17 protein-coding genes are annotated in these 20,252 nt (G+C 61.0%); 14 read left to right on the top strand and 3 right to left on the bottom strand.

Annotation, left to right across the window (positions count from 1 at the left end):
• Positions 1–150 precede the first annotated feature (150 nt).
• The 4 genes from dnaK (at position 151) to ACFC5L_RS02680 (ending at position 5,719) form a co-directional block, all read left to right on the top strand.
• Complete coding sequence (dnaK, locus tag ACFC5L_RS02695) at positions 151–2,076, top strand: molecular chaperone DnaK (protein ID WP_375201822.1); 1,926 nt, start codon at positions 151–153, stop codon at positions 2,074–2,076.
• 122 nt (positions 2,077–2,198) lie between these two features.
• Positions 2,199–3,392 (top strand): molecular chaperone DnaJ, encoded by a 1,194-nt coding sequence (gene dnaJ / locus ACFC5L_RS02690; RefSeq protein WP_375201823.1) that lies wholly within the window; start codon positions 2,199–2,201, stop codon positions 3,390–3,392.
• A gap of 223 nt (positions 3,393–3,615) precedes the next feature.
• A complete protein-coding gene (locus tag ACFC5L_RS02685; RefSeq protein ID WP_375201824.1) occupies positions 3,616–4,731 on the top strand; it encodes an endonuclease/exonuclease/phosphatase family protein in 1,116 nt (371 codons plus the stop codon).
• 40 nt (positions 4,732–4,771) lie between these two features.
• Positions 4,772–5,719, top strand: a complete 948-nt coding sequence (locus tag ACFC5L_RS02680; RefSeq protein WP_375201825.1) for a glucokinase — start codon at positions 4,772–4,774, stop codon at positions 5,717–5,719.
• On the opposite strand, the gene ACFC5L_RS02675 is transcribed toward ACFC5L_RS02680, so the two are convergent.
• Positions 5,691–6,983 carry an MFS transporter gene (locus ACFC5L_RS02675; RefSeq protein ID WP_375201826.1) on the bottom strand — a complete coding sequence of 431 codons (1,293 nt, stop codon included), beginning with the start codon at positions 6,981–6,983 and terminating at the stop codon, positions 5,691–5,693. The genes ACFC5L_RS02680 and ACFC5L_RS02675 overlap by 29 nt on opposite strands.
• A gap of 112 nt (positions 6,984–7,095) precedes the next feature.
• On the opposite strand from ACFC5L_RS02675, the gene ACFC5L_RS02670 reads away from it, so the two are divergent.
• The 7 genes from ACFC5L_RS02670 to ACFC5L_RS02640 all read left to right on the top strand — a co-directional run bounded on the left by ACFC5L_RS02670 (position 7,096) and on the right by ACFC5L_RS02640 (position 11,742).
• Positions 7,096–7,782: a sulfotransferase family protein gene (locus tag ACFC5L_RS02670; protein WP_375201827.1), complete on the top strand. Its 687-nt coding sequence runs from the start codon at positions 7,096–7,098 to the stop codon at positions 7,780–7,782.
• Positions 7,783–7,799: 17 nt separating this feature from the next.
• Positions 7,800–8,255: a GNAT family N-acetyltransferase gene (locus ACFC5L_RS02665; RefSeq protein WP_375201828.1), complete on the top strand. Its 456-nt coding sequence runs from the start codon at positions 7,800–7,802 to the stop codon at positions 8,253–8,255.
• 14 nt (positions 8,256–8,269) lie between these two features.
• The gene (locus ACFC5L_RS02660; RefSeq protein ID WP_375201829.1) at positions 8,270–8,611 is read left to right on the top strand and encodes a DUF3088 family protein; all 342 of its coding nucleotides are present in this window, start codon (positions 8,270–8,272) and stop codon (positions 8,609–8,611) included.
• Between the two features lie 190 nt (positions 8,612–8,801).
• On the top strand, positions 8,802–9,491 hold the full coding sequence (locus tag ACFC5L_RS02655; RefSeq protein ID WP_375201830.1) for an alpha/beta fold hydrolase: 690 nt from the start codon (positions 8,802–8,804) through the stop codon (positions 9,489–9,491).
• Positions 9,492–9,527: 36 nt separating this feature from the next.
• A complete protein-coding gene (locus ACFC5L_RS02650; protein WP_375201831.1) occupies positions 9,528–10,226 on the top strand; it encodes an alpha/beta fold hydrolase in 699 nt (232 codons plus the stop codon).
• Positions 10,227–10,289: 63 nt separating this feature from the next.
• On the top strand, positions 10,290–11,093 hold the full coding sequence (gene dapB, locus ACFC5L_RS02645) for a 4-hydroxy-tetrahydrodipicolinate reductase (RefSeq protein ID WP_375201832.1): 804 nt from the start codon (positions 10,290–10,292) through the stop codon (positions 11,091–11,093).
• Between the two features lie 112 nt (positions 11,094–11,205).
• The gene (locus tag ACFC5L_RS02640; RefSeq protein WP_375201833.1) at positions 11,206–11,742 is read left to right on the top strand and encodes a TIGR02281 family clan AA aspartic protease; all 537 of its coding nucleotides are present in this window, start codon (positions 11,206–11,208) and stop codon (positions 11,740–11,742) included.
• On the opposite strand, the gene ACFC5L_RS02635 is transcribed toward ACFC5L_RS02640, so the two are convergent.
• On the bottom strand, positions 11,739–13,013 hold the full coding sequence (locus ACFC5L_RS02635) for a UbiH/UbiF/VisC/COQ6 family ubiquinone biosynthesis hydroxylase (protein WP_375201834.1): 1,275 nt from the start codon (positions 13,011–13,013) through the stop codon (positions 11,739–11,741). The two genes, ACFC5L_RS02640 and ACFC5L_RS02635, sit on opposite strands and share 4 nt — an antisense overlap.
• 167 nt (positions 13,014–13,180) lie before the next feature.
• On the opposite strand from ACFC5L_RS02635, the gene ACFC5L_RS02630 reads away from it, so the two are divergent.
• The 3 genes from ACFC5L_RS02630 (at position 13,181) to ACFC5L_RS02620 (ending at position 18,691) form a co-directional block, all read left to right on the top strand.
• Complete coding sequence (locus ACFC5L_RS02630) at positions 13,181–14,431, top strand: hypothetical protein (RefSeq protein ID WP_375201835.1); 1,251 nt, start codon at positions 13,181–13,183, stop codon at positions 14,429–14,431.
• Between the two features lie 110 nt (positions 14,432–14,541).
• Complete coding sequence (locus tag ACFC5L_RS02625) at positions 14,542–16,995, top strand: FtsK/SpoIIIE family DNA translocase (RefSeq protein ID WP_375201836.1); 2,454 nt, start codon at positions 14,542–14,544, stop codon at positions 16,993–16,995.
• A gap of 253 nt (positions 16,996–17,248) precedes the next feature.
• Positions 17,249–18,691 carry a class I SAM-dependent methyltransferase gene (locus ACFC5L_RS02620; protein WP_375201837.1) on the top strand — a complete coding sequence of 481 codons (1,443 nt, stop codon included), beginning with the start codon at positions 17,249–17,251 and terminating at the stop codon, positions 18,689–18,691.
• Between the two features lie 52 nt (positions 18,692–18,743).
• On the opposite strand, the gene ACFC5L_RS02615 is transcribed toward ACFC5L_RS02620, so the two are convergent.
• Positions 18,744–20,210, bottom strand: coding sequence for a sensor histidine kinase (locus ACFC5L_RS02615; protein ID WP_375201838.1), 1,467 nt, complete (start codon positions 20,208–20,210; stop codon positions 18,744–18,746).
• Between the last annotated feature and the right edge of the window lie 42 nt (positions 20,211–20,252).

The following is a 20,252-nucleotide window of genomic DNA, read 5'->3' as shown; positions in this document are numbered from 1 at the left end:
CGGGGCTTTGGGCTGGTTTCGGCCTGCTCCTCCGCATCCATCAACTGTCACCCCTAGGGGCTGTCCGCTTCCGGCGCTTTCCGGCGCCAAAAGGGCCGATATGAAGGCCGGAAATAACGGGACCGCTCGCTGCGAATGGAGAAAAGACGAATGGGTAAAGTTATTGGCATTGACCTCGGGACGACGAACTCCTGCGTCGCCGTCATGGAAGGCAAAGAGCCGAAAGTCATCGAAAACGCCGAAGGCGCGCGCACCACGCCCTCCGTGGTTGCTTTTACCGAAGACGGCGAGCGCCTGATTGGCCAGCCGGCCCGCCGCCAGGCGGTCACCAACCCCGAAAACACCTTCTTTGCGATCAAGCGCCTGATCGGTCGTCCCTATGACGATCCGACCGCGCAAAAAGACAAGGGCATGGTCCCTTACGAGATCGTCAAGGGCGACAATGGCGACGCCTGGGTTTCAAGCCGCGGCGAGAAATATGCGCCGTCGCAGATTTCGGCCTTCATCCTGCAGAAAATGAAAGAGACGGCGGAAGGCTATCTCGGACAGGAAGTGACGCAGGCCGTCATCACCGTGCCGGCTTACTTCAACGACGCCCAGCGCCAGGCCACCAAAGACGCCGGCAAAATCGCCGGGCTTGAAGTCCTCCGGATCATCAACGAGCCGACGGCGGCTGCGCTTGCCTATGGTCTCGACAAGAAAGAAGGCAAGAAGATCGCCGTTTACGACCTCGGCGGCGGCACCTTCGACGTCTCGATCCTTGAGATCGGCGACGGCGTTTTTGAGGTGCTGTCCACCAATGGCGACACCTTCCTCGGCGGTGAAGACTTCGACCTGCGCATTGTCGATTATCTCGCCGATGAGTTCAAAAAGGATCAGGGCATTGATCTGCGCAAGGATAAACTCGCGCTGCAACGCCTGAAAGAGGAAGCGGAGAAAGCCAAGAAAGAGCTTTCCTCGACCTCTTCCTATGAAGTGAACCTGCCCTTCATCACCGCCGACGCCTCCGGGCCGAAGCACCTCACCATGAAGCTCTCGCGCGCCAAGCTCGAAAGCCTTGTTGAAGACCTCGTCAAGCGCACGGTCGATCCGTGCAAGGCGGCGCTGAAAGACGCCGGCGTCACCCCCGGCGACATTGACGACGTCATCCTCGTTGGCGGCATGACTCGTATGCCGAAAGTGCAGGAGACGGTGAAAGCCTTCTTCGGCAAGGAGCCTCACAAGGGCGTCAACCCGGACGAAGTCGTGGCGCTCGGCGCGGCGATCCAGGCAGGCGTTCTTCAGGGCGACGTCAAGGACGTTCTCCTGCTCGACGTAACGCCGCTGTCGCTCGGCATCGAAACGCTGGGCGGTGTTTTCACCCGCCTCATCGACCGCAACACGACGATCCCGACCAAGAAGTCGCAAACCTTCTCCACGGCTGAAGACAATCAGTCGGCGGTGACGATCCGCGTCTTCCAGGGCGAGCGTGAAATGGCGGCCGACAACAAGATGCTCGGCCAATTCGATCTCGTCGGCATTCCGCCGGCGCCGCGCGGCGTGCCGCAGGTTGAGGTCACGTTTGACATCGACGCCAACGGCATCGTCCATGTTTCGGCCAAGGACAAGGCGACCAACAAAGAACAGTCGATCCGCATTCAGGCCTCGGGCGGTCTGTCAGACGCCGATATCGACCAGATGGTCAAGGACGCCGAAGCCAACGCTGACGCTGATAAACAGCGCCGCGAGGGCGTCGAGTCCAAGAACCGCGCCGAAGCGCTGGTCCATTCGACCGAGAAGAATCTCGAGGAGTATGGCGACAAGCTGGAAGGCGATGACCGCAAGGCCATCGACGAAGCGCTTGCGACGCTGAAAGAAAAACTCGAAGGCGATGATGTTGAAGAGATCAACACCGCCGCCGGAACCCTTGCGCAGGCGACCATGAAGCTCGGCGAGGCCATGTATAAGGCCGGCGCCGGCGATGAAGCCGATGCGGGCGCGCAAGCGGCCGCGGCCGACGCCGCCCGCGAAGAAAGCAGCGACGACGACATCGTCGATGCTGATTTCGAAGAAGTCGACGGCGAAAAGAAAGACTAAAAGCGACAGGGGGGCCGCGCAGATCGCGCGGCCCTTTTCGTCCCGGTCCTTGGAATTTGGGGGCGGACCGGATGAGAGGGGCGACGATCGGAAAACCCGAACAACCGGGCGCGTGAAGTGTTATGGCGCAAGCTTGCTATTATGAAGTTCTAGGCATTGAGCGCGGTGCGGATCCGGCGTCGATCAAATCCGCTTTCCGCAAACGCGCCATGCAATATCATCCCGACCGCAACAAGGATGATCCGACGGCCGAGCAAAAATTCAAGGAGCTTGGCGAAGCCTACGAAGTTCTTTCCGACGAACAAAAACGCGCGGCCTATGACCGTTTCGGCCACGCCGCCTTTCAAAATGGCGGCGCTGGCGCCGGCGGCATGGGCGGTGGTTTTGCGCGCGGCTTTGGCGGCGCGGGCGGCGCAGGCGCCGCCGGCTTTTCCGACATTTTCGACGAGATTTTCGGCGAATTCATGGGCGGCCAGCGCGGCGGACGGCGCACCGGGCCGGGCCGCGGCGCCGACCTTAAATACAATCTCCAGATCAGTCTGGAAGAGGCGTTTCGCGGCAAGAAAACTGAGATCAAAGTGCCGGGTTCCGTCGCGTGCGAAAGCTGTGAAGGATCGGGCGCAAAGCCGGGTTCAGGCCCGACCGAATGCGGCACCTGTAAGGGCGTCGGGCGCGTGCGCGTGCAACAGGGCTTTTTCACGATTGAGCGCGCCTGCCCGCACTGTAACGGCGAAGGCCGCGTGATCAGCGATCCGTGTACGGATTGTGGCGGCCAGGGCCGGGTCCGGCGCGAGCGGACATTGTCCGTGGATATCCCGGCCGGCATCGAAAACGGCACACGCATTCGCCTGTCGGGCGAGGGTGAGGCGGGTCCGCGCGGCGGACCGGAGGGCGATCTCTATATCTTCATCCATGTGAACGAGAACGATCTGTTCGAACGCGACGGGCCGGATCTCTTCTGCGTCATGCCGATCCCCATGACCACGGCGGCGCTCGGCGGTGAGTTTGAAACCCCGACCATCGACGGCGGGCGCGTGAAGATTTCCGTGCCCGAAGGATCGCAGACCGGCAAGCGCTTCCGCGTGCGCGGCAAGGGCATGACCCAGCTGGACAGTTCCGGCCGGGGCGATGTGCGCCGGCGCGGCGACCTCTATGTTGAAATCCAGGTGGAAACGCCAACGGGGCTTAATGCCGAACAGAAAGACTTGCTCAAGCAGTTCTGCGAGGCCGGCGGCGGCGAAGCGGCCTGTCCCCAGCACAAGGGCTTTTTCGACAAGGCCAAAACCTTCTGGGAGAACGTCACCGACGGGCGGTAGGCGCGTTTCCAGAATCCTGCGGCACGCTGCTCAGCCCTCAAAGGGGAAAATGGTCCACCCCGCCGACTACCCCCGCTTTCGCAGGGGAGATCGGGTGGAAAGTTCGCGGCGCCCATTAACCATCCCCGCACCTAACTGTCATAAAAACTCCGTACACCTCTCAAAAAATTGTCATCTGACTAAGGCATAAGCGCGGCCGTATCGGCGGATCGGCTTTGCGTTTATGAAGGTCGGAAAATTCTTTCGCGCGCCTTTTCTGGCTCTGAATGCGCTGCTTTTTTGCGCACATGCTGCGCTTTCCGCGACGTCGTCTTATGCAGATGCGCAGATGCCGCGGCAGAACATCACCAAAGTGCCGAAGCTTCAGCTCGACCCCATGCGCGGGACGGCGAGCGTCGACCTTTCCGTCATGACCTACAATGTGGCGGGGCTCCCGTGGCCTATCAAAAAGGGGCGCGAGGCCGCCCTGAAGGATATCAAACATGAAATCGAAACGCTCCACGCGTCAGGCCGCGCGCCTGACATTATTGTCCTGCAAGAGGCGTTCACGCCGGCTGCGGCGCGCATCGGCGCCGTCTACCCAAACCGTCTCCAAGGCCCCGCCGCGGCGGACCGGAGCGTAACCGGCGCCGCGCCCATCGGTGAGGATTTCCGGCGCGACCGGAGTTTCCTCAAAGGCGAACGGCTCGCCAAACTCATGCCGTCGGGTCTGTTTGTCTTGAGCGACTATCCGATCGTCAGCGCCGAGATGACGCCGTTTCAACCGGCGAGCTGCGCCGGTTACGATTGCCTCGCCAATAAGGGCGCAATGATTGCGACAATCGAAATTCCGGGCGCCCCGGCGCCGGTCCAGATCCTCACGACGCATCTGAATTCAAACCGCAGTTCCGGCGTCTCGCCGGAGCGGGCGCTCGCCGCCCATCGCCAGCAGGTGGATGAGCTCGGCGCGCTGATGGCGCGGGGGCTCAATGCAGACTGGCCGTTTATCTATGCGGGCGATTTTAACACGCGCCATTCCAGGGCCCGGTTCGGCCATAATGCGCAGACCCTGCCGGGCGTTTTCGTGCGCGAGCATTGCCTCGACCCGGCGGCGGGGTGCGAGACCCGCATTCCGTCGGAACAGGGCAAGGCGCCATGGCTCGAAACCCAGGACCTGCAAGGCTTTGTCAGCGGCGCCGACATCGATGTCCGCCCGATCCGCGCAGAGAAAATGTTCCATGAACCGGTCGGGGGCCGCGTCCTTTCCGACCATGACGCCTATCTCGTCACCTACCGGCTGACCTGGAAGCTTGATGTGTTTGCCGCCGCGGATCGGCCGCCAGCGCCTCTGCAGCGGTAAACTGGCTAAACGTCGCGCGAATTGCGTTATAGTCGCCGGCATGGACCTTTTGATTGATATTGGCGGCACCAATGTCCGCGCCGCCGCCGCTGAAAACGGGCGCATGACCGCCGTGCGCCATTACCGGACGGCGTCTTACAAGACAGCAGGTGAGATCGTCGCCGATGTGCTGCGCGATGAGGGCCTGACAAGCGTTACCCGCGTTTTCCTCGCCGTCGCCGGGCCGGTGAAAGACGGCCGTGCGGCGCTCACCAATGCCGATCTTACGGTGGACGCAGGGGCGCTGACCCGGGAATTTGGTCTCGCCGGGGCGGCGGTGCTGAACGATCTTGAAGCGCTCGCCTATATTTTGGCCGATACGGCGGGCCTTGATGCGAGCCTGTTGACGCCGGCGAAGCCGGCGCCCGGGAAAACTGCGATTGTCATCGCGCCCGGCACGGGGCTGGGGCTTGGCGCCTATCTCGTCAAGGATGAGCGGGCGAGCGTTCTGTCGACCCAGGGCGGCCATGTGCGCGCCGCGCCGTCGACGCCGCGCGAGTTTGCGCTTTGCGCAGCGCTTTCCCACGATGACAATTATCTTTGTGCAGAAGATCTGTTGTCCGGTCCGGGCATCGAGCGAATTTACGCCGGTCTTCACGCTCTGGACGGCGAGGCGCCGCCCTTGCCGGCGCCAAACGGAAAAGAAATCGTCGAGCGCGCGCAAATCGGCGCCGATGCGCGCGCCAGCGAAACGGTTGAGATCTATCTTTCCATGCTCGGCTCTTATTGCGGCGACATGGCGCTCGTCTTTCTCAGCTATGGCGGCGTTTATCTCGCCGGCAACATCATCAACGGTCTGACGCCGATGCTGGCGGACAGCAAGCTGGCGTCATCATTTCTCAATAAAGGCCTGATGGCGCCGCTGATGGGCGAGATTGCGTTTGCGCATGTGCCGCTTGAAGAGCCTGCGCTCGAAGGGCTTAAGGCGTTTGCTGCGCAGCAGTCTTAGAGGCGGCGCTTTCCGGGGTTTCGGTCTCGTCGAATGTGTCGGCTTTGGAAAGGGTCGGGAACAGCTTCAGCCATGATGCGGCGGCGACCAGCGAGACGACTCCGCCCAAAATCACCGCGTTGATCGGTCCCAAAAACCGCGCCGCGACGCCGCTTTCGAAATCGCCGAGCTGGTTCGAGGCGGCGATGAAAATGAAAGACACAGAAGAAACACGTCCACGCATGCCGTCAGGGGTTGCGTGCTGCATGATCGAGGCGCGGATGAACATGGAGACCATGTCCGCGGCGCCGGTAATCGCCAGCATCACCATGGACAGCCAGAAGATTTGCGAAAACGCAAAACCGAACATGGCGAGACCGTAAATTACGATAGAGCCGAGGAGCCACGGCCCCACTTTGCGGGACAGAGGATTGGCGGCGAGGATGAACGCCACAATAGCGGCGCCGATGGCGGGCGAGGCGCGCAGGAGCCCGAGCCCTTCGGCGCCGACCATCAAAATATCGCGGGCGAAGACCGGCAACAGCGCCGTGACGCTGCCGAAAAAGACCACGACGAGATCAAGCGTGATGGAGCCGAGGACGAGCTTGTTGTCGAATACATAGCGTAGCCCCTCGATGATCATCGACCAGCCGCGCACATTTTCCACCGGCTCATGGGTGGGCGTTTCGGCGGTGGCGAACATCACAACGGCGATCGCGGTGAGCCCCGCGGCGAAGGCGTAAACCGCAGAAGCCCCGATGATGAACAAAAACCCGCCGACGGCCGGGCCCAGCATCGCGGCGCCTTGCATGCCCAGCGAGTTCCACGCAATGGCGAGGGGAAGCTCGTCTCGCGGCACAAGGCGCGGATAAAGGGAGTTCGATGCGGCGGGGGTGAACGCGCTCACGGCGCCATTGCAGAAGGCGGCGAGAAAAATCAACGGAATCGCCAGCGACGGTTTTGTAAAGCTCGCGCCAAACAGCATCATGATGACGAAAAACCGGATGGCGTTCGAATAGACCAGGATCTTTTTCCGGTCGAAGCGGTCCGCCGCCTGCCCGCCGGGCAGCGACAGCGCGAGGACCGGGATGAACTGAGTCAATCCGACGAGGCCCAGCATGAAAGCGGATTCCTCAATGGAGCGGGTGAGGCGCGCGAGGTCGTAGACCTGCCAGCCAATGGCGATCGCCACCATCTGGCGTTCGGCGCTGATCAGCTGCCGTGCAATCCAGTAATGGCGATAGCCCTGATGGCGAAAGATCGAGAAGGATGGAACCGACCGCATGCGCGGCGGACAATAGAACGGGTTCAGTCTGGCGCAATATTGAATGTGAAGAAATCGCGCGCTTTGCAAATTCGACGCGGGGACAGTAGCTTCGCCGAAAAATCAGGAGTGGATGATGGCGTTAAAGGTGATCGGGGCCGGCTTTGGACGGACTGGCACGTCGTCCTTGAAGCTGGCGCTGGAGCGGCTCGGCTTCGGCCCGTGCTATCACATGAGCGAGGTTTTGCTCGTCAAGGGACGTCTTGATCAATGGTTGCAAGCCGTTAACGGCGCGCCTGACTGGGACGCGATTTATGACGGTTACGCCGCCGCCGTCGACTGGCCCACGGCGACCTACTGGCGAGAGCTCGCCGAACACTATCCGGATGCGAAAATTATCCTGTCGTCTCGCGATCCTGAAAAATGGTTCGCCTCGACGCAGGAAACGATTTTGTCCCCGCAAATGTGGGCGATGATGGAAGGCACGCGTTTTGGCGATATGGCGGCCAAGGCGATCAACGCGCTTTTCGACCACAAGATTCACGACCATGACACGTTGCTCCGCGTCTTCGCCGAGAATGAAGCGGCGGTGAAGGCCGCGATCCCGCCGGAGCGGCTTCTCGTGTTCGAAGCGAAGGACGGTTGGGCGCCGCTTTGCGACTTTCTCGGCGTTGCGACGCCGGATGAGCCTTATCCGCGCGTCAACTCCAAAGAAGAAATGCAAGACTTCAACGCCTTGCTGGACAGCGATATGGGCCGGGCCATGATGGCGGGTGAGGGCTTGCCCCCGGAGCTGATGGCGAAACTGTTTCAGAAATAGACCAAAGGGGAAGGCGCTTGCACATCGTTGAAGATGATCTTTCCGGGGAAGAGATCAGGGCGCTGCTCGCCTATCATTTTGAAAAGATGCATGAGAACTCGCCGCCAGGCATGGCCTATGTGCTCGATGTCGATGGACTGAAGGCGCCGGGGGTCAGCTTCTGGTCAGTGTGGGACGGCGATGCGCTTCTCGGCTGCGGCGCCATGAAAGAACTGTCGCCGACCCATGGCGAAATCAAATCCATGCGCACCCATCCAGATCATTTGGGCAAAGGCGCGGGCGCCGTCATGCTCGATCATATTATCAAGACTGCGCGTCAGCGCGGCTACAAGCGCTTGAGTCTGGAGACCGGCTCAACGCCGACTTTCGTGCCGGCGATCGCACTCTACAAAAAGCGCGGTTTCGAAAATGGCGAGGCTTTCGCTGAATACGCCGCCAGCGATTTCAATCAGTTTTTTCATCTCGATCTATAAGCGTGCGGCGTGTGATGACGAGGGATATTCTGTTTTTGCTGGCGCCCGGATTTGAAGATAAGGGGCGGCGTGAGTTCTGCCCGGAATGCGCTGAGATCTGGGGCGTCCTTCATTATTTTCCGGCGATCAAGGAAGCGCTCGATATTCGTTATCAACCGCTTCTCCATCCGCGCCCTGACCTTGTGGATATGCTGGGAGATGGCGACTGGAATTGCCCGACGCTCATTCTCGCCAAAGGCGCGGATGTTGGTCCCAATGCAAAGATCCAAACGGCGAAGGGCGTCCGGTTCCTCGATAACGCCCGCGACATCGCTGCCTATTTCGCCCATCGTTATGGAACGCCGTCGCCCCGTTAGCGGCTGACGCACTGTCTTGTTTTGGCCGCCGGAACGCCGTTCGTTGCGTCGGCGGCTCAGCGCCCGCCACAAGGGTATAAGAACTACTCCTCTTCGAAACAGCTCGGCTGCGGAAAATCTATTCTTCTCTTTTCTGTTTCCTCCTTATACTTGTTAAGTAGAAAACTAATCACTTTCACAGGGGAGAATAATGGCCGCCAAGTCAACGACTTTCGTTCTATCGCACGGCGCCTGGTGGGGCGGTGACTGGTTCTGGCGCGACGTGGCGGATTTGCTGCGCGCCGAAGGGCACCGGGTCTTCGCGCCGACGCTGACCGGCATCGGGTCGCGCGAGCATCTGCAAGGCTCCGGAGTCAATCTCTCCATGCAAATTCTCGACATCGTCAATCTCATCAAATGGGAAGACCTGACGGACATCGTTCTCGTCGGTCATTCCTATAGCGGCATGGTGGTGTCAGGCGTCGCGGAGCGCGTGCCTGAAGGAACGATCCGCTCCATCGTCTATCTCGACGCCTTCCTGCCCGAAGACGGCCAGTCGCTTTCGGATATCGCCTCGAACTTCAAGGATCTCGCCGGCGATCACGATCCGGTGCCGCCGCCGGTGTTCTTCGCGGGCGACAACGAAGCGCTGAAATCCATTCTGGAAAAGAAAGGCACACCGCATCCGCGCGGCTGTTTTGAAGAGCGCATCAAGCTTTCCGGCGCGCGCGAACGAATACCGCTGAAAACCTATGTGCTGGCGGAAGGGCCTATTTTTACGGCCTTTTTTGAAAAGGTGCAGAGCGATCCGTCGTGGCGTACGGAGACAATTGCATGCGGTCATTTCCCCATGCTGGAGGCGCCGGAAAAAACCGCGGAGATCTTAATTCGCGCGGCGTAATGGGGTAAGCTCAAAACGCTCGGCAAGGGGAGAGGCATGAGCGACAAGCATACATTTCTTCTCATCCATGGCGGCATGTGCTGCGGGCGCTGGTGGCGTAACGTGGCGGATATTCTGGAGGCGCAAGGTCATCGCGTTTTTGCGCCAACACTGACAGGGCTTGGCGAACGCGCGCATCTGATGAGCCGTGACATCAACCTGACTACGCATGCGCAAGATGTGGCGACTCTTATCAAATGGGAAGAGCTGTCGGATGTCGTTCTTGTGGGCCATTCCTATGGCGGCATGGTGATCAGCGCTGCGGCGGAGCTCGTTCCTGAAGGAGGCATCCGGTCGATCGTCTATCTCGACGCCATGTATCTGGACGACAGCGAATGCGTTTTCGATGCGGCGCCCGAGTTCAGGGACGCCGTCGGCGATGCAGATGCAATTCCATCACCGGCGCCTGCCTTCTTTGGGTATGACGGTGAGATCGCGGCGTTCATGGAGCGCACGGAATCGCCCCAGCCAGTCGGAACATTTTCAGAAAAACTGAAGCTCACCGGCGCGCGCGAGCGTATCCCGCTGAAGACTTTTGTGTGGGCGCGCAATAGCGGCATTCCAGCTTTTCGGGAGTATTATGACCGGTTGGAGACCGATCCTTCCTGGCGCACCGAAATCATGGATACGCGCCACAACATGATGCTCGAGGCGCCGAAAGAAACGGCGGAGGTTCTTTTGCGCGCCGCGAGATGACCGGGTTGCGCTTTCGCTCCGTTGCGCTAGGCCAGGGCGCGAAGATTTTGAGCGAAGTGATCCATGGCCAAAACATCCATTCTTGTCGCCGGCGCCGGGGGCCGCATGGGCCGCGCGGTCGTAGCGGAAATTCTGAAAACCCCGGGAGCGACGCTCGCCGGCGGCTTTGAGCGTCCGGGCGGGCCCGACATCGGCAAGGATATCGGCGTCCTTGCCGGGCTCGACGCGCTGGGGCTCCAGGTTGAGGATGCGGCCGACAAGGGCCTCGCTCGGGCCGGGGCCCTGATCGATTTCACCGTGCCCGCGGCGACGGTCGGCAACGCCCGGGCGGCCGCGGAAAAAGGCGTCGCCCATGTCATCGGCACGACGGGGTTTTCCGCCGATGACGATGCCGCCATTGCGGAGGCCGCCAAGACCATCCCCATCGTCAAATCCGGCAATATGAGCGTCGGCGTGAATGTGCTGACCGCCCTCGTGGAGGCGGCTGCAAAGGCGTTGAACGATGATTACGACATCGAAATCTTCGAGGCGCACCATAGGGCTAAGGTCGATGCGCCCTCCGGAACAGCGCTGATGCTGGGCCGCGCGGCGGCTTCGGGCCGCGGCGTCGATCTTGATGACAAGCGCGCCTCGGGCGAGCGGACCGGCGCGCGCGAAATCGGCGATATCGGCTTTTCGGTAATGCGCGGCGGCGGGATTGTCGGCGACCACCAGGTCGCTTTTGCAGGAATGCAGGAGGTGATCACCCTTTCTCATGCCGCTATCGACCGGGGCCTGTTCGCCAAGGGTGCGGTCGCGGCGGCGCGCTGGGCCCTCGGCAAGCCGCCGGGGCTTTACTCCATGCGCGATGTGCTCGGGCTTTCGTAACCGTTCTGGCCCACCGGTCTTGGTTAACCGGATAGGCTAGAATTCGAACGAGCCCCTAGACCTTCGGGAAACCAACCTTTGCCAGAATAGCCCTTCAGAAGAAGGGCCTTTCATGCGCACGGAAATTATCGCCGCCGCCGGGATTGTCGCCGCCGCCGTGATCGGCGTGCGGGCCATGGATGCGCGTGAGGCCGTGGCGCAAGATTCCGGGTCCCAATCCATGACCATGCGCGCCGCGAGCGTGACGCCGTCCGGTTCTGGCGGCTCGGGCGGCTGGGGCGATGAAATCCGTATCGCCGCCTCGCCGGACCGTCAGTTTTATGTGAACGCCGACGTCAACCGTCGTTCCGCGCGGTTCCTTGTGGACACCGGCGCGAGCTACGTGGCGTTGCGCGATTCCGACGCCCGCAACGCCGGCATCTATACATCGTATACGGATTATACCTATCCCGTGCACACGGCGAATGGCGAAACCAAGGCGGCTTTCGTCACCATTGACGAGATCGAAATCGAAGGCTTGCGCATCGAAGGCGTCAAGGCGTTCATCCTTCAGGATGAACAGCTTTCGGTGAACCTTCTCGGCATGAGCTTCTTGTCGCGTCTTGAAAGTGTTGAGGCGAGAAAAGGCGAGTTGGTGCTCAGGGGCTAACCCTCCCGCGCCATCAGGCTCGGCAAGGCGCCCATATCGGCGCCCGCCTGACGCATGAAAAATTCACGCATGGGTTTCAGTTTCCCGGCGGCGCTAAGCCCCAGATCGCGAGCGAGACGCAAAGGCCCGAAATCATTTGAAAAAAGCCGCACAAGACTGTCGCAGCCGAGCGCCAGCGCGGCGGAATCGAAACGCCGCCATTTCTGATAATTCTGCAACACAGTGAGCGCGCCGATATCGAGCCCCACATCCCGGCCGTCGCTTAAGACATCCGCCAGCGCGGCGATGTCCTTGATGCCGAGATTGTAACCCTGGCCGGCAATCGGGTGAATGGCGTGCGCCGCATCGCCGATCAGCGCGAGGCGCGGCGCGACGTAAGATTGCGCAAGGGTGAACGCGAGCGGATAGGACCATCGCGGACCGGCGGGCGTCACCGCGCCGAGATGATCGCCGAACCGGTTTTCAATCTCTATACGGAATTTCTCGTCATCAAGCGCCATATAGGCGGGCGCGGCGTCCGCGCGCTCGGTCCACACCAGCGATGACCGATGCTTTTTGATTAGTCCGCCTTCGCGGACGGGGGTCATCGGCAGGATGGCGAAAGGGCCCGACGGCAAAAAGAATTCATGGGCGACGCCGTCATGAGGTTTTTCATGGGCGACCGTGGCGACGATCCCCGCCTGACCATAACTCCAGTTGTTGGTCTTGATCCCGGCTTCGGCGCGCAGGGCAGAGCGGCGCCCGTCGGCGGCGATGACGAGCGCAGCGGAAAGACGGCGGCCATCGGCAAGATCGACAATCGCCTCGCCCGAGTTGAACTTCGTCGCGGCGCGCGCGGCCGGCGCCATCAGCGTGATGCTGTCCGCAGCGTCGATGGCGTCGAACAGCACATCGCGAATGACCCGGTTCTCGACGATCCAGCCGAGCGGCTGGTCCGGCCCCAATTCGCTGCTGTCGAAATGGAGCGAGAAGGGGGAGACGGCGCCGTCCGAGAGCCATGACCTCGCCCACCCGTCGGTGACGAGGATATCGCGAATGGCTTCGGCGTCCGGGGCGATGGCGTCCCAGAGCCCCAGCCGTTTGAACACCCGCGCGGATGCGTAGGAGATCGCCGAGGTGCGCCCGTCAAAAGCCGCGCCGCGCATCACCTTGGGGTCGGCGGCGTCCACAAGGGCGCAGGAAAAGCCGCGCGCCGCGAGGGCGAGGCTCGCCAGCCCCCCGGCGGGCCCGCCGCCGATAACGACAATGTCGAAATGCTGCGTGTCGCTCATGGGGCGACAATCGCGCTTCCGGGGCCATTCGTCCACTGACCTCGGGACGCTGCGGCGAATGGCGCGGGCTGGAGCCCGCCATGCATCCTTTTGTTCGGCAAGATAATCCCGAGCTTTAACCCTTCGGGAAACACTTCTAGGAGAGGGTGGCTTCAAACCGTTGATGGATGATGATGCGCCTCGCCCGTTTTCTTATTCCGGCACTTTTCTTTGCGCCCGGCGCCGCCGTCGCACAGGACATGTCCCAGGCAAGCGATGTGACGCGATTCGTGCTCGACAGCGGCGTTTTGATTGTCGCCGGGATCGCCGCGATTATCGCGATTGCGGGGCTGGCGCTCAAAGATATCGGCCTCGCCCGCACCCAGAACGCGCCGCAGGTTTGCCTGCGCACCATCGGCGCCCTCGGAGTTTGCGTCTTTGCATTCTGGGCGGTCGGCTATCACCTTCTCTTCAGCATCGAAGAGGGCGGGTTTTTGGGGCCGTTTCAAAGCTGGTCTTTGATGGACGACAATCCGGCCGATACGGGCCGGGCTTCCGGCGCCCACTGGTTTTTTCACATGACGCTCGCCGCGCTCGGCGCCGTCATCGTGTCATCGGCGATTTCAGAGCGGGTGCGGCTGTGGCCGTTTCTTTTTTTCACCGCGTTATGGGCCGGGCTGATTTATCCCATCGGCGCCTCCTGGGTCTGGAGCGAGGGTTATTTCGCCGATCAATGGAGCTTCCGTGACGCCGGCGGCGCGGCAGCGGTTCACATGTCGGCCGGCGCCGCGGCGCTCGCCGCCATCATCGTCGTTGGTCCGCGATCCGGACGTTTCGGTCACGGCGTTTCGCGGCCGCAGATCTCGACCGCCCTGCCGCTGTCCGCTTTTGGTTCGCTCCTCACCGTCGCCGGCCTTTTGCTTGTTATCCTTGGCCTTCTGGGCCCGATCAGCTCCGTTGAAGCGGCGATCACCGCCGGCGCCGTGACGGCGAACGCCCTTGTCGCCTCGGCGGCAGGCGCCCTTGCAGCGATGATCCTGACACAGACGGTTTACAAGCGAACCGGGCTTGTCTCCGCCATGGTCGGTTCCGTCGGCGGCATTGTCTCCATCGCCGCCGACCCGGTCTCGCCGCTGATGTGGCAGGCCGCGATGATCGGCGCCATCGGCGGCGTCATCGTCACGGTGACCCCGCCCTTTCTGGACCGGCTGCGCCTCGATGATGCGGGCTTCGTCATTTCCTGTCATTGCTTCTGCGGCGCCTGGGGCGCCATTGTCGCCTTCTGGATGACGGAGCGGATCTGGCTGCCGGGCCAGCTTTTGGGCACCGGCGCCATCGCCGGCTTTTCCTTTGTGATGAGCCTTCTCATCTGGACGGCGCTCAAATACACCATCGGCGTGCGCTCGGCGCCGCTGGAAAGCATCCACCCTGCCGATTAGGGAAATCGTTAACAGCCGTTAACCCATTTTTGAAAAAGCCGTGGCAAAGTCCGCGTTAACGCTTTTTCCGCCTGCGAAGTGTCCGTTCAACCGCCAGATTCAGTCGTCTTATGCCGTCTACAGCCCGCACCTATTCCCGTTCGGCCCGAGGCCGGAGCCGCCCCGATCCCTTCGCCGATCTCGCCGAGCGCCTGCGCGCATTTTCACGCGGCGCGCTGATGCGGGCGGGTGGCGCGGCCATGGTGCTTTTGGCGCTGTGGCTGGCGGTGTCGCTCGCGACCTTCACCATTTCTGACCCGAGCCTGAATACGGCGACGCCCGCGCCGGTGCGCAATCTTGGCGGGCCTCTGGGCGCGATCGCGGCCGATCTTCTTTTACAGTTTATCGGCGGCGCTGCGATTTTGCTGATCGCGCCGCTCGCCATCTGGGGCGGCGTTGCTGTCCTGCGCGGCGCGCCGGAAGAAACGCCGGGCGATTTCTGGCGCCGTCTCGCCGTCGCCCCGGCGGCGATTTTGGCGGGCGCTGCGTTTCTCGCCTCCTGGCTGCCGCCGGTGGACTGGCCTTATGTAGTCGGGACCGGCGGGCTCGTCGGCGGGGTTCTTTTCAACGGCGTCACCGGGCTTCTTTCCTTTCTGGGCGCCGGCGTCGCCCGCGCGCTGACGGCGGGTCTTTTTGCCATGGCAAGCCTCATTTCCTACTCCATTCTTTGCGGGCTTACCCGTGAGCGTCTCGCCGATGCCTGGTGGACGGTTGAAGACGGCGCGCTCGCCGTCCGGGACGGGGTTGAAGATTTGCGTGCGCGGTTTTCGGGCGAGGCGTCTGAAGACGATGAAGAATACGAAGAGGGCGACGAAGAAGACGAGTACGAATACGAAGAAGAGTATGAAGACGAGGAGGGGGACCTCGAAACCGAATATGATGAGGATGGCGAACCGATCCTCGCCGCGCCCGCACGCGCCAAACGGCGAAAGATCATCCGTAAAAAGAGCAAAAAGAAAACAAGCAAGCGCGAACGCCGCGAGGCGCAGCCGATGCTGCCCGTCTTCTCCGCTGATGATTTCGAATTGCCGCCGCTCAATCTTCTGGCGAAACCAAATGGCGCGCGCCGCGCGGTCGTCTCTGACGAGGCGCTGGAACAGAATGCGCGCATGCTCGAAAATGTGCTCGCCGATTTCGGCGTCAGAGGCGAGATTATCAATGTACGCCCGGGCCCGGTTGTCACGCTTTATGAGCTGGAGCCCGCCGCCGGCACCAAATCCTCTCGCGTCATCGGTCTTGCTGATGATATCGCACGCTCCATGAGCGCCGTCGCCTGCCGCGTCGCGGTGGTGCCCGGCCGCAACGCCATAGGCATAGAACTGCCGAACCAGGACCGGGAAATGGTTCTGTTGCGCGAGCTTTTAGGCGCTGAAGACTATGAGCATTCGGGCGGGGATCTGACGCTGGCGCTCGGTAAATCCATTGGCGGTGAGCCGACCTTCGCCGACCTTGCGCGCATGCCGCACCTCCTGATTGCCGGCACCACCGGTTCAGGTAAATCGGTCGGCATCAACACCATGATCCTGTCCTTGCTTTATCGGTTGTCGCCCGATCAGTGCAAACTGATCCTCATCGACCCGAAGATGCTCGAACTGTCGGTCTATGAAGGCATCCCGCATTTGCTGTCGCCGGTCGTCACCGATCCGAAAAAAGCGGTTGTCGCGCTGAAATGGACCGTGCGCGAAATGGAAGAGCGCTACCGGCGCATGTCAAAAGTTGGTGTACGAAATATTGAAGGGTTCAACACCCGTGTCGCCGAGGCTGAAGAAAACGGTGAAGTCTTAAGCCGCACCGTTCACACCGGTTATGACGAGGAAACAGGCGAACCCGTTTATGAGACGGAAGAGCTTGAATATGAACCCATGCCGTTCATCGTCGTCGTGATCGACGAGGTGGCGGATCTCATGATGGTCGCCGGCAAGGATATCGAAGCCATGGTCCAGCGCCTGGCGCAAATGGCCCGCGCCGCCGGCATTCACCTCATCATGGCGACCCAGCGGCCATCGGTTGATGTCATCACCGGCACCATCAAGGCGAACTTCCCGACCCGGATCTCCTTCCAGGTGACGTCGAAAATCGATAGCCGCACGATCCTTGGCGAGCCCGGCGCCGAACAGCTCCTCGGGCAAGGCGACATGCTTCATATGGCCGGCGGCGGCCGCCTGCGCCGCGTCCACGGCGCTTTCGTCTCCGATGACGAGGTCGAAAAAATCGTCAGTTTCCTCAAGAAACAGGGCGCCCCTGATTATGTTCAGGAAGTCACCGAATTGAAGGAGGACGACGGCGGCGCCTTTGACGGGCTCGATCTCGGCGGCAACACCAATTCCGGCGACGCCCTTTACGACAAGGCGGTGGCGGTGGTTATCCGCGACCGCAAGGCCTCAACGTCCTATGTCCAGCGCCGGCTTCAGATCGGCTACAACCGGGCGGCGACCCTCATTGAGCGAATGGAAGAGGAAGGGGTCATCTCGCCGGCGAACCATGCCGGCAAGCGCGAGATTCTCGTGGGCGACGACGCCGCCTGACGCCATATGTCAGCTTATCGCTGGCGCATCTCGTGCAGTGCGGCGCTTTGACCGGGGACGAATATCCTGCTTTAGCCCCTTTGGGAGAGCCGAAACGGCATAGAATGCTCCGCACGCGCCAGATTTCCCTGCTTTCGCCTGTAATCAGAGTTTTAACCAATGGTTTTCCGCAGGAAGCGTGCGTACAGCGTTGTTTTTTACGATTTGTTAGGCATACTCTGCCCGCGGGGAGAGTTTTATTTGGGGTGGCGTAATGTCGAAGAGCTACGAGAATCTCCCCGGCGCAGCCGGTAAGGCGCGGTTTTTCCGCCCGAGCCGCTATGAAGCGTCGGCTGTGTTCGCCGGGTCTCCCCCGCGCGTAACCTTTGAAGATGAAGTCTTTGATCTCGAAAATATCAGCGCGGCCGGCGCGGGCTGTGTCGCACGCCTGCGTGGCGACGATCTCGGCGCCCCGGCCGGAACTTCCGGCGTTTTGCGTCTCACCCAACATGGTCGTGAATTATTTCTCGGCGCCGCCCGCAAAGTGCGCCGGCTCGCCGGACCCGGCGCCGTCAGCGTCGGGTTTGAGCTTGAGGCGAACCGGTTCGACCTCAACTGGCTGATCCGGGAAAACGCCAGCGTGCTTGCGCGTGAAGGACGCGCCGCTGCGCCGGACCTTGAGCCGTCTATCGCGTATAAAACTTTCTGCGCAGATGCGACGGCGTTTCTCGGCGGTTATCTCCTGCGGATCCAAAAACATGTGGCGCCGATTGAAGATCGCTGCACAGCCGATGAGCTGAACGACATCGCCCGCGACCTTGCTGCGGCGGCCGAGACCGAATGGCTCGACCTCATCGGCCGCGGCAACGAGCTGACGGCGGAGATTCATAACGACAAACAAAAGCGCATCGCCTACAAATCCTATACGGAACGCACGGTCTCCCAGATCCTGATGGGCGGCCCTGGCTGGGCGCGTTGCTATTACAAGCCCGCCGGCTATCCGGGCGACTACAAGATCATGAATTACGGCTATGAGCAGAAGCCGGAGGGCGACACGGTCGCGCAAAAATTCCTGCATCTTCTTGGCATGAGCGCGTCGCGTTTCGTCATCACGCGGATGGAGACGGTGGCGAGCCTGCTGGCCGATTATGCGAAACGCCGCGGCGGGGATGGCGGTGAATTCACCGTGACGAGCGTTGGCGCCGGACCGGCGCGCGAGCTTAAAGACCTCCTTGAGGAGACGGCCGAAAATACGCAGTGGCGGGTCAATCTCGTCGATCAGGAGCCGGCGGCGCTGGATTATGCTTTTGACAGCATCGCGCGCCTTTCCGAGCGTGACCGCCTGAACATCCGCGGCCTTAACATTTCATTCCGCGAAATGCTTCGTCCGACAGCGGACAATGGCGTCTTTGTCGGCAATGACGTGATCTATTCGTCCGGCCTTGTTGATTATCTCAATCCGCTGCTCGCCCAGCGTTTCGTCAAGCGGCTCTATGATTTCGTAAAGCCCGGCGGTCAGGTGATCATCGGCAATGTGAATAATCTGGCGACGGGCCGGATCTGGCCGCTGGAATATGTGACGGACTGGAGCCTTTACTTCCGCAATGAGGAAGAAATGCAGGCCATGGCGTCGGACATTCCTGATGCGAAAGTCTCGGTCGTGTCCGATCCGCTGGAAGCGATCTATTTCCTCGTCGTTGAAAAGCCGGCCGAGTAATCTTCTGATTGTTTTGCTTGCGCGCCCTCGACGCTCATCAGTGCGCGGTGATCTAGGCTTGCTGCGCGTTCTTGGGCGGCTTCTTGGCTTTCGCCGGCGGCGGGTTGAACCGCACGATCGCGCAGGTTCCCGTATGTCCGTCTGACGCGAGCCGGATCGTCGCATTTTGATCTTCGAAAATATGTTTGGCGACGGTCAGCCCGAGCCCGAGCCCCTCGCGTGAGCGGACAAGCGCGGATTCGCTCTGGGTAAAAGGCTTCATGGCTTTGTCGATCTGTTCGGGAGACATGCCGCGGCCTTCATCGCGGATCGCAAGTTCATAAGCGCCGTCTTCGAGGGTTTCTCCGCTGATATGCAGGGTCGTTCCCGCCTCTGACGCGTTGATGGCGTTCTCAATGATGTTGTTGATGGCGTAGCAGGTGTGGACGATGTCGATATTCAGCGTCGCATCCTTCAGTCCGCTTATATCGGTGTGGATGGAGGCTTTTTCCAGCGCGGCGCGCATGCGTTCGATGGCGACGTCAACAAGTTCCTGTGACGAGGTCTCGACAATTTCATATTTCATCTTGCCCGCGGTGGCGTCGACGAAACGCAGCATCTTCTGGATCCGCGAAAGAAGAATATGGGCCGAGCCGTGAATCTCATTCAGGTGACGGACATTGTCATCGTCATCATTGGCGGCTTTGTAGGAATTGGAGACCACCTCTGCATAGCCGATGATCTGGTGCAGCGGCGTCCGCAATTCGTGGCTCATCATCGAAAGGAAGTTGATCTTGGACTGGTCGGCGGCGGTGGCTTCGATCAGAAGTTTTTCGATCACTTCATTGTCGCGCTTGCGCTGTTCATCGCGCAGCCAGATCATGCGTGAGCGGACTTCCTGCAGATAGCTCGTCGCCACAGCAACAACGGCGATGGAGAGCATGAAGAAGTGGCCTGAAATTACATCCACATCGGAAAAGGCGGGCCGCAAATTGAGGACCGCCAGGTAGACCGCCGAGGTTGACAGATAAGCCGCCGCCGCCACCAGAAACGGAATGCGCATGATGCATGACGAGGCGACGAAAGCGACGAGCACGCCGATGATGTAAGGCGGCGCGCCTTGCGGCGGGATGATCGCAATCATCGCGATGATGGAAAGCCCGGACAGCCAGATGCCGCCGGCGCTGAGCCAGCCGAAATGCGGTTTGATTTTCGGAACAAATGAAAGCGGGATCAGCGCTGCGATGGCGCAGGCGACGATCACCCGCATGGTGAGCACCGTTTGCAGCCCTTCGGAAATCGTCAGGACATCGAGGATCCAGTAGCCGAGATAGGTGAAGATCACCAAATACCAGAGCATGCGTTCGCTCGGCAGCGTCTTTTCCACCAGATTTTGAATATAGCGCCGTTCGGTGTCACGGGCTTTGAAGCGAGCCCGCCATGGCGAAATGCCGTCGCGTTCCAGCGTCTGCTGGAAAACGGTGAGCGGATTTGGCTTCTTCTGAAGGTCCAATCCGGCGGAATCAAAGGGCTGCGCCATGGTTTTTCCTACCGCAAGAGAGTTAACGAGGCTTTGGCGCGA

It is taken from the genome of Hyphococcus sp., assembly GCF_041986965.1.
In the GTDB taxonomy this organism is placed as follows: domain Bacteria; phylum Pseudomonadota; class Alphaproteobacteria; order Caulobacterales; family Parvularculaceae; genus Hyphococcus.
Note: the sequence above shows the minus strand (reverse complement) of the source record. Positions and strands in the feature narration are given on the sequence as shown.

Coding starts and splice junctions, on each gene's coding strand:
- dnaK (WP_375201822.1), top strand. CDS start 151: ATGGGTAAAGTTATTGGCATTGACCTCGGGACGACGAACTCCTGCGTC.
- dnaJ (WP_375201823.1), top strand. CDS start 2,199: ATGGCGCAAGCTTGCTATTATGAAGTTCTAGGCATTGAGCGCGGTGCG.
- ACFC5L_RS02685 (WP_375201824.1), top strand. CDS start 3,616: ATGAAGGTCGGAAAATTCTTTCGCGCGCCTTTTCTGGCTCTGAATGCG.
- ACFC5L_RS02680 (WP_375201825.1), top strand. CDS start 4,772: ATGGACCTTTTGATTGATATTGGCGGCACCAATGTCCGCGCCGCCGCC.
- ACFC5L_RS02675 (WP_375201826.1), bottom strand. CDS start 6,983: ATGCGGTCGGTTCCATCCTTCTCGATCTTTCGCCATCAGGGCTATCGC.
- ACFC5L_RS02670 (WP_375201827.1), top strand. CDS start 7,096: ATGATGGCGTTAAAGGTGATCGGGGCCGGCTTTGGACGGACTGGCACG.
- ACFC5L_RS02660 (WP_375201829.1), top strand. CDS start 8,270: ATGACGAGGGATATTCTGTTTTTGCTGGCGCCCGGATTTGAAGATAAG.
- ACFC5L_RS02655 (WP_375201830.1), top strand. CDS start 8,802: ATGGCCGCCAAGTCAACGACTTTCGTTCTATCGCACGGCGCCTGGTGG.
- ACFC5L_RS02650 (WP_375201831.1), top strand. CDS start 9,528: ATGAGCGACAAGCATACATTTCTTCTCATCCATGGCGGCATGTGCTGC.
- dapB (WP_375201832.1), top strand. CDS start 10,290: ATGGCCAAAACATCCATTCTTGTCGCCGGCGCCGGGGGCCGCATGGGC.
- ACFC5L_RS02640 (WP_375201833.1), top strand. CDS start 11,206: ATGCGCACGGAAATTATCGCCGCCGCCGGGATTGTCGCCGCCGCCGTG.
- ACFC5L_RS02635 (WP_375201834.1), bottom strand. CDS start 13,013: ATGAGCGACACGCAGCATTTCGACATTGTCGTTATCGGCGGCGGGCCC.
- ACFC5L_RS02630 (WP_375201835.1), top strand. CDS start 13,181: ATGATGATGCGCCTCGCCCGTTTTCTTATTCCGGCACTTTTCTTTGCG.
- ACFC5L_RS02625 (WP_375201836.1), top strand. CDS start 14,542: ATGCCGTCTACAGCCCGCACCTATTCCCGTTCGGCCCGAGGCCGGAGC.
- ACFC5L_RS02620 (WP_375201837.1), top strand. CDS start 17,249: ATGTCGAAGAGCTACGAGAATCTCCCCGGCGCAGCCGGTAAGGCGCGG.
- ACFC5L_RS02615 (WP_375201838.1), bottom strand. CDS start 20,210: ATGGCGCAGCCCTTTGATTCCGCCGGATTGGACCTTCAGAAGAAGCCA.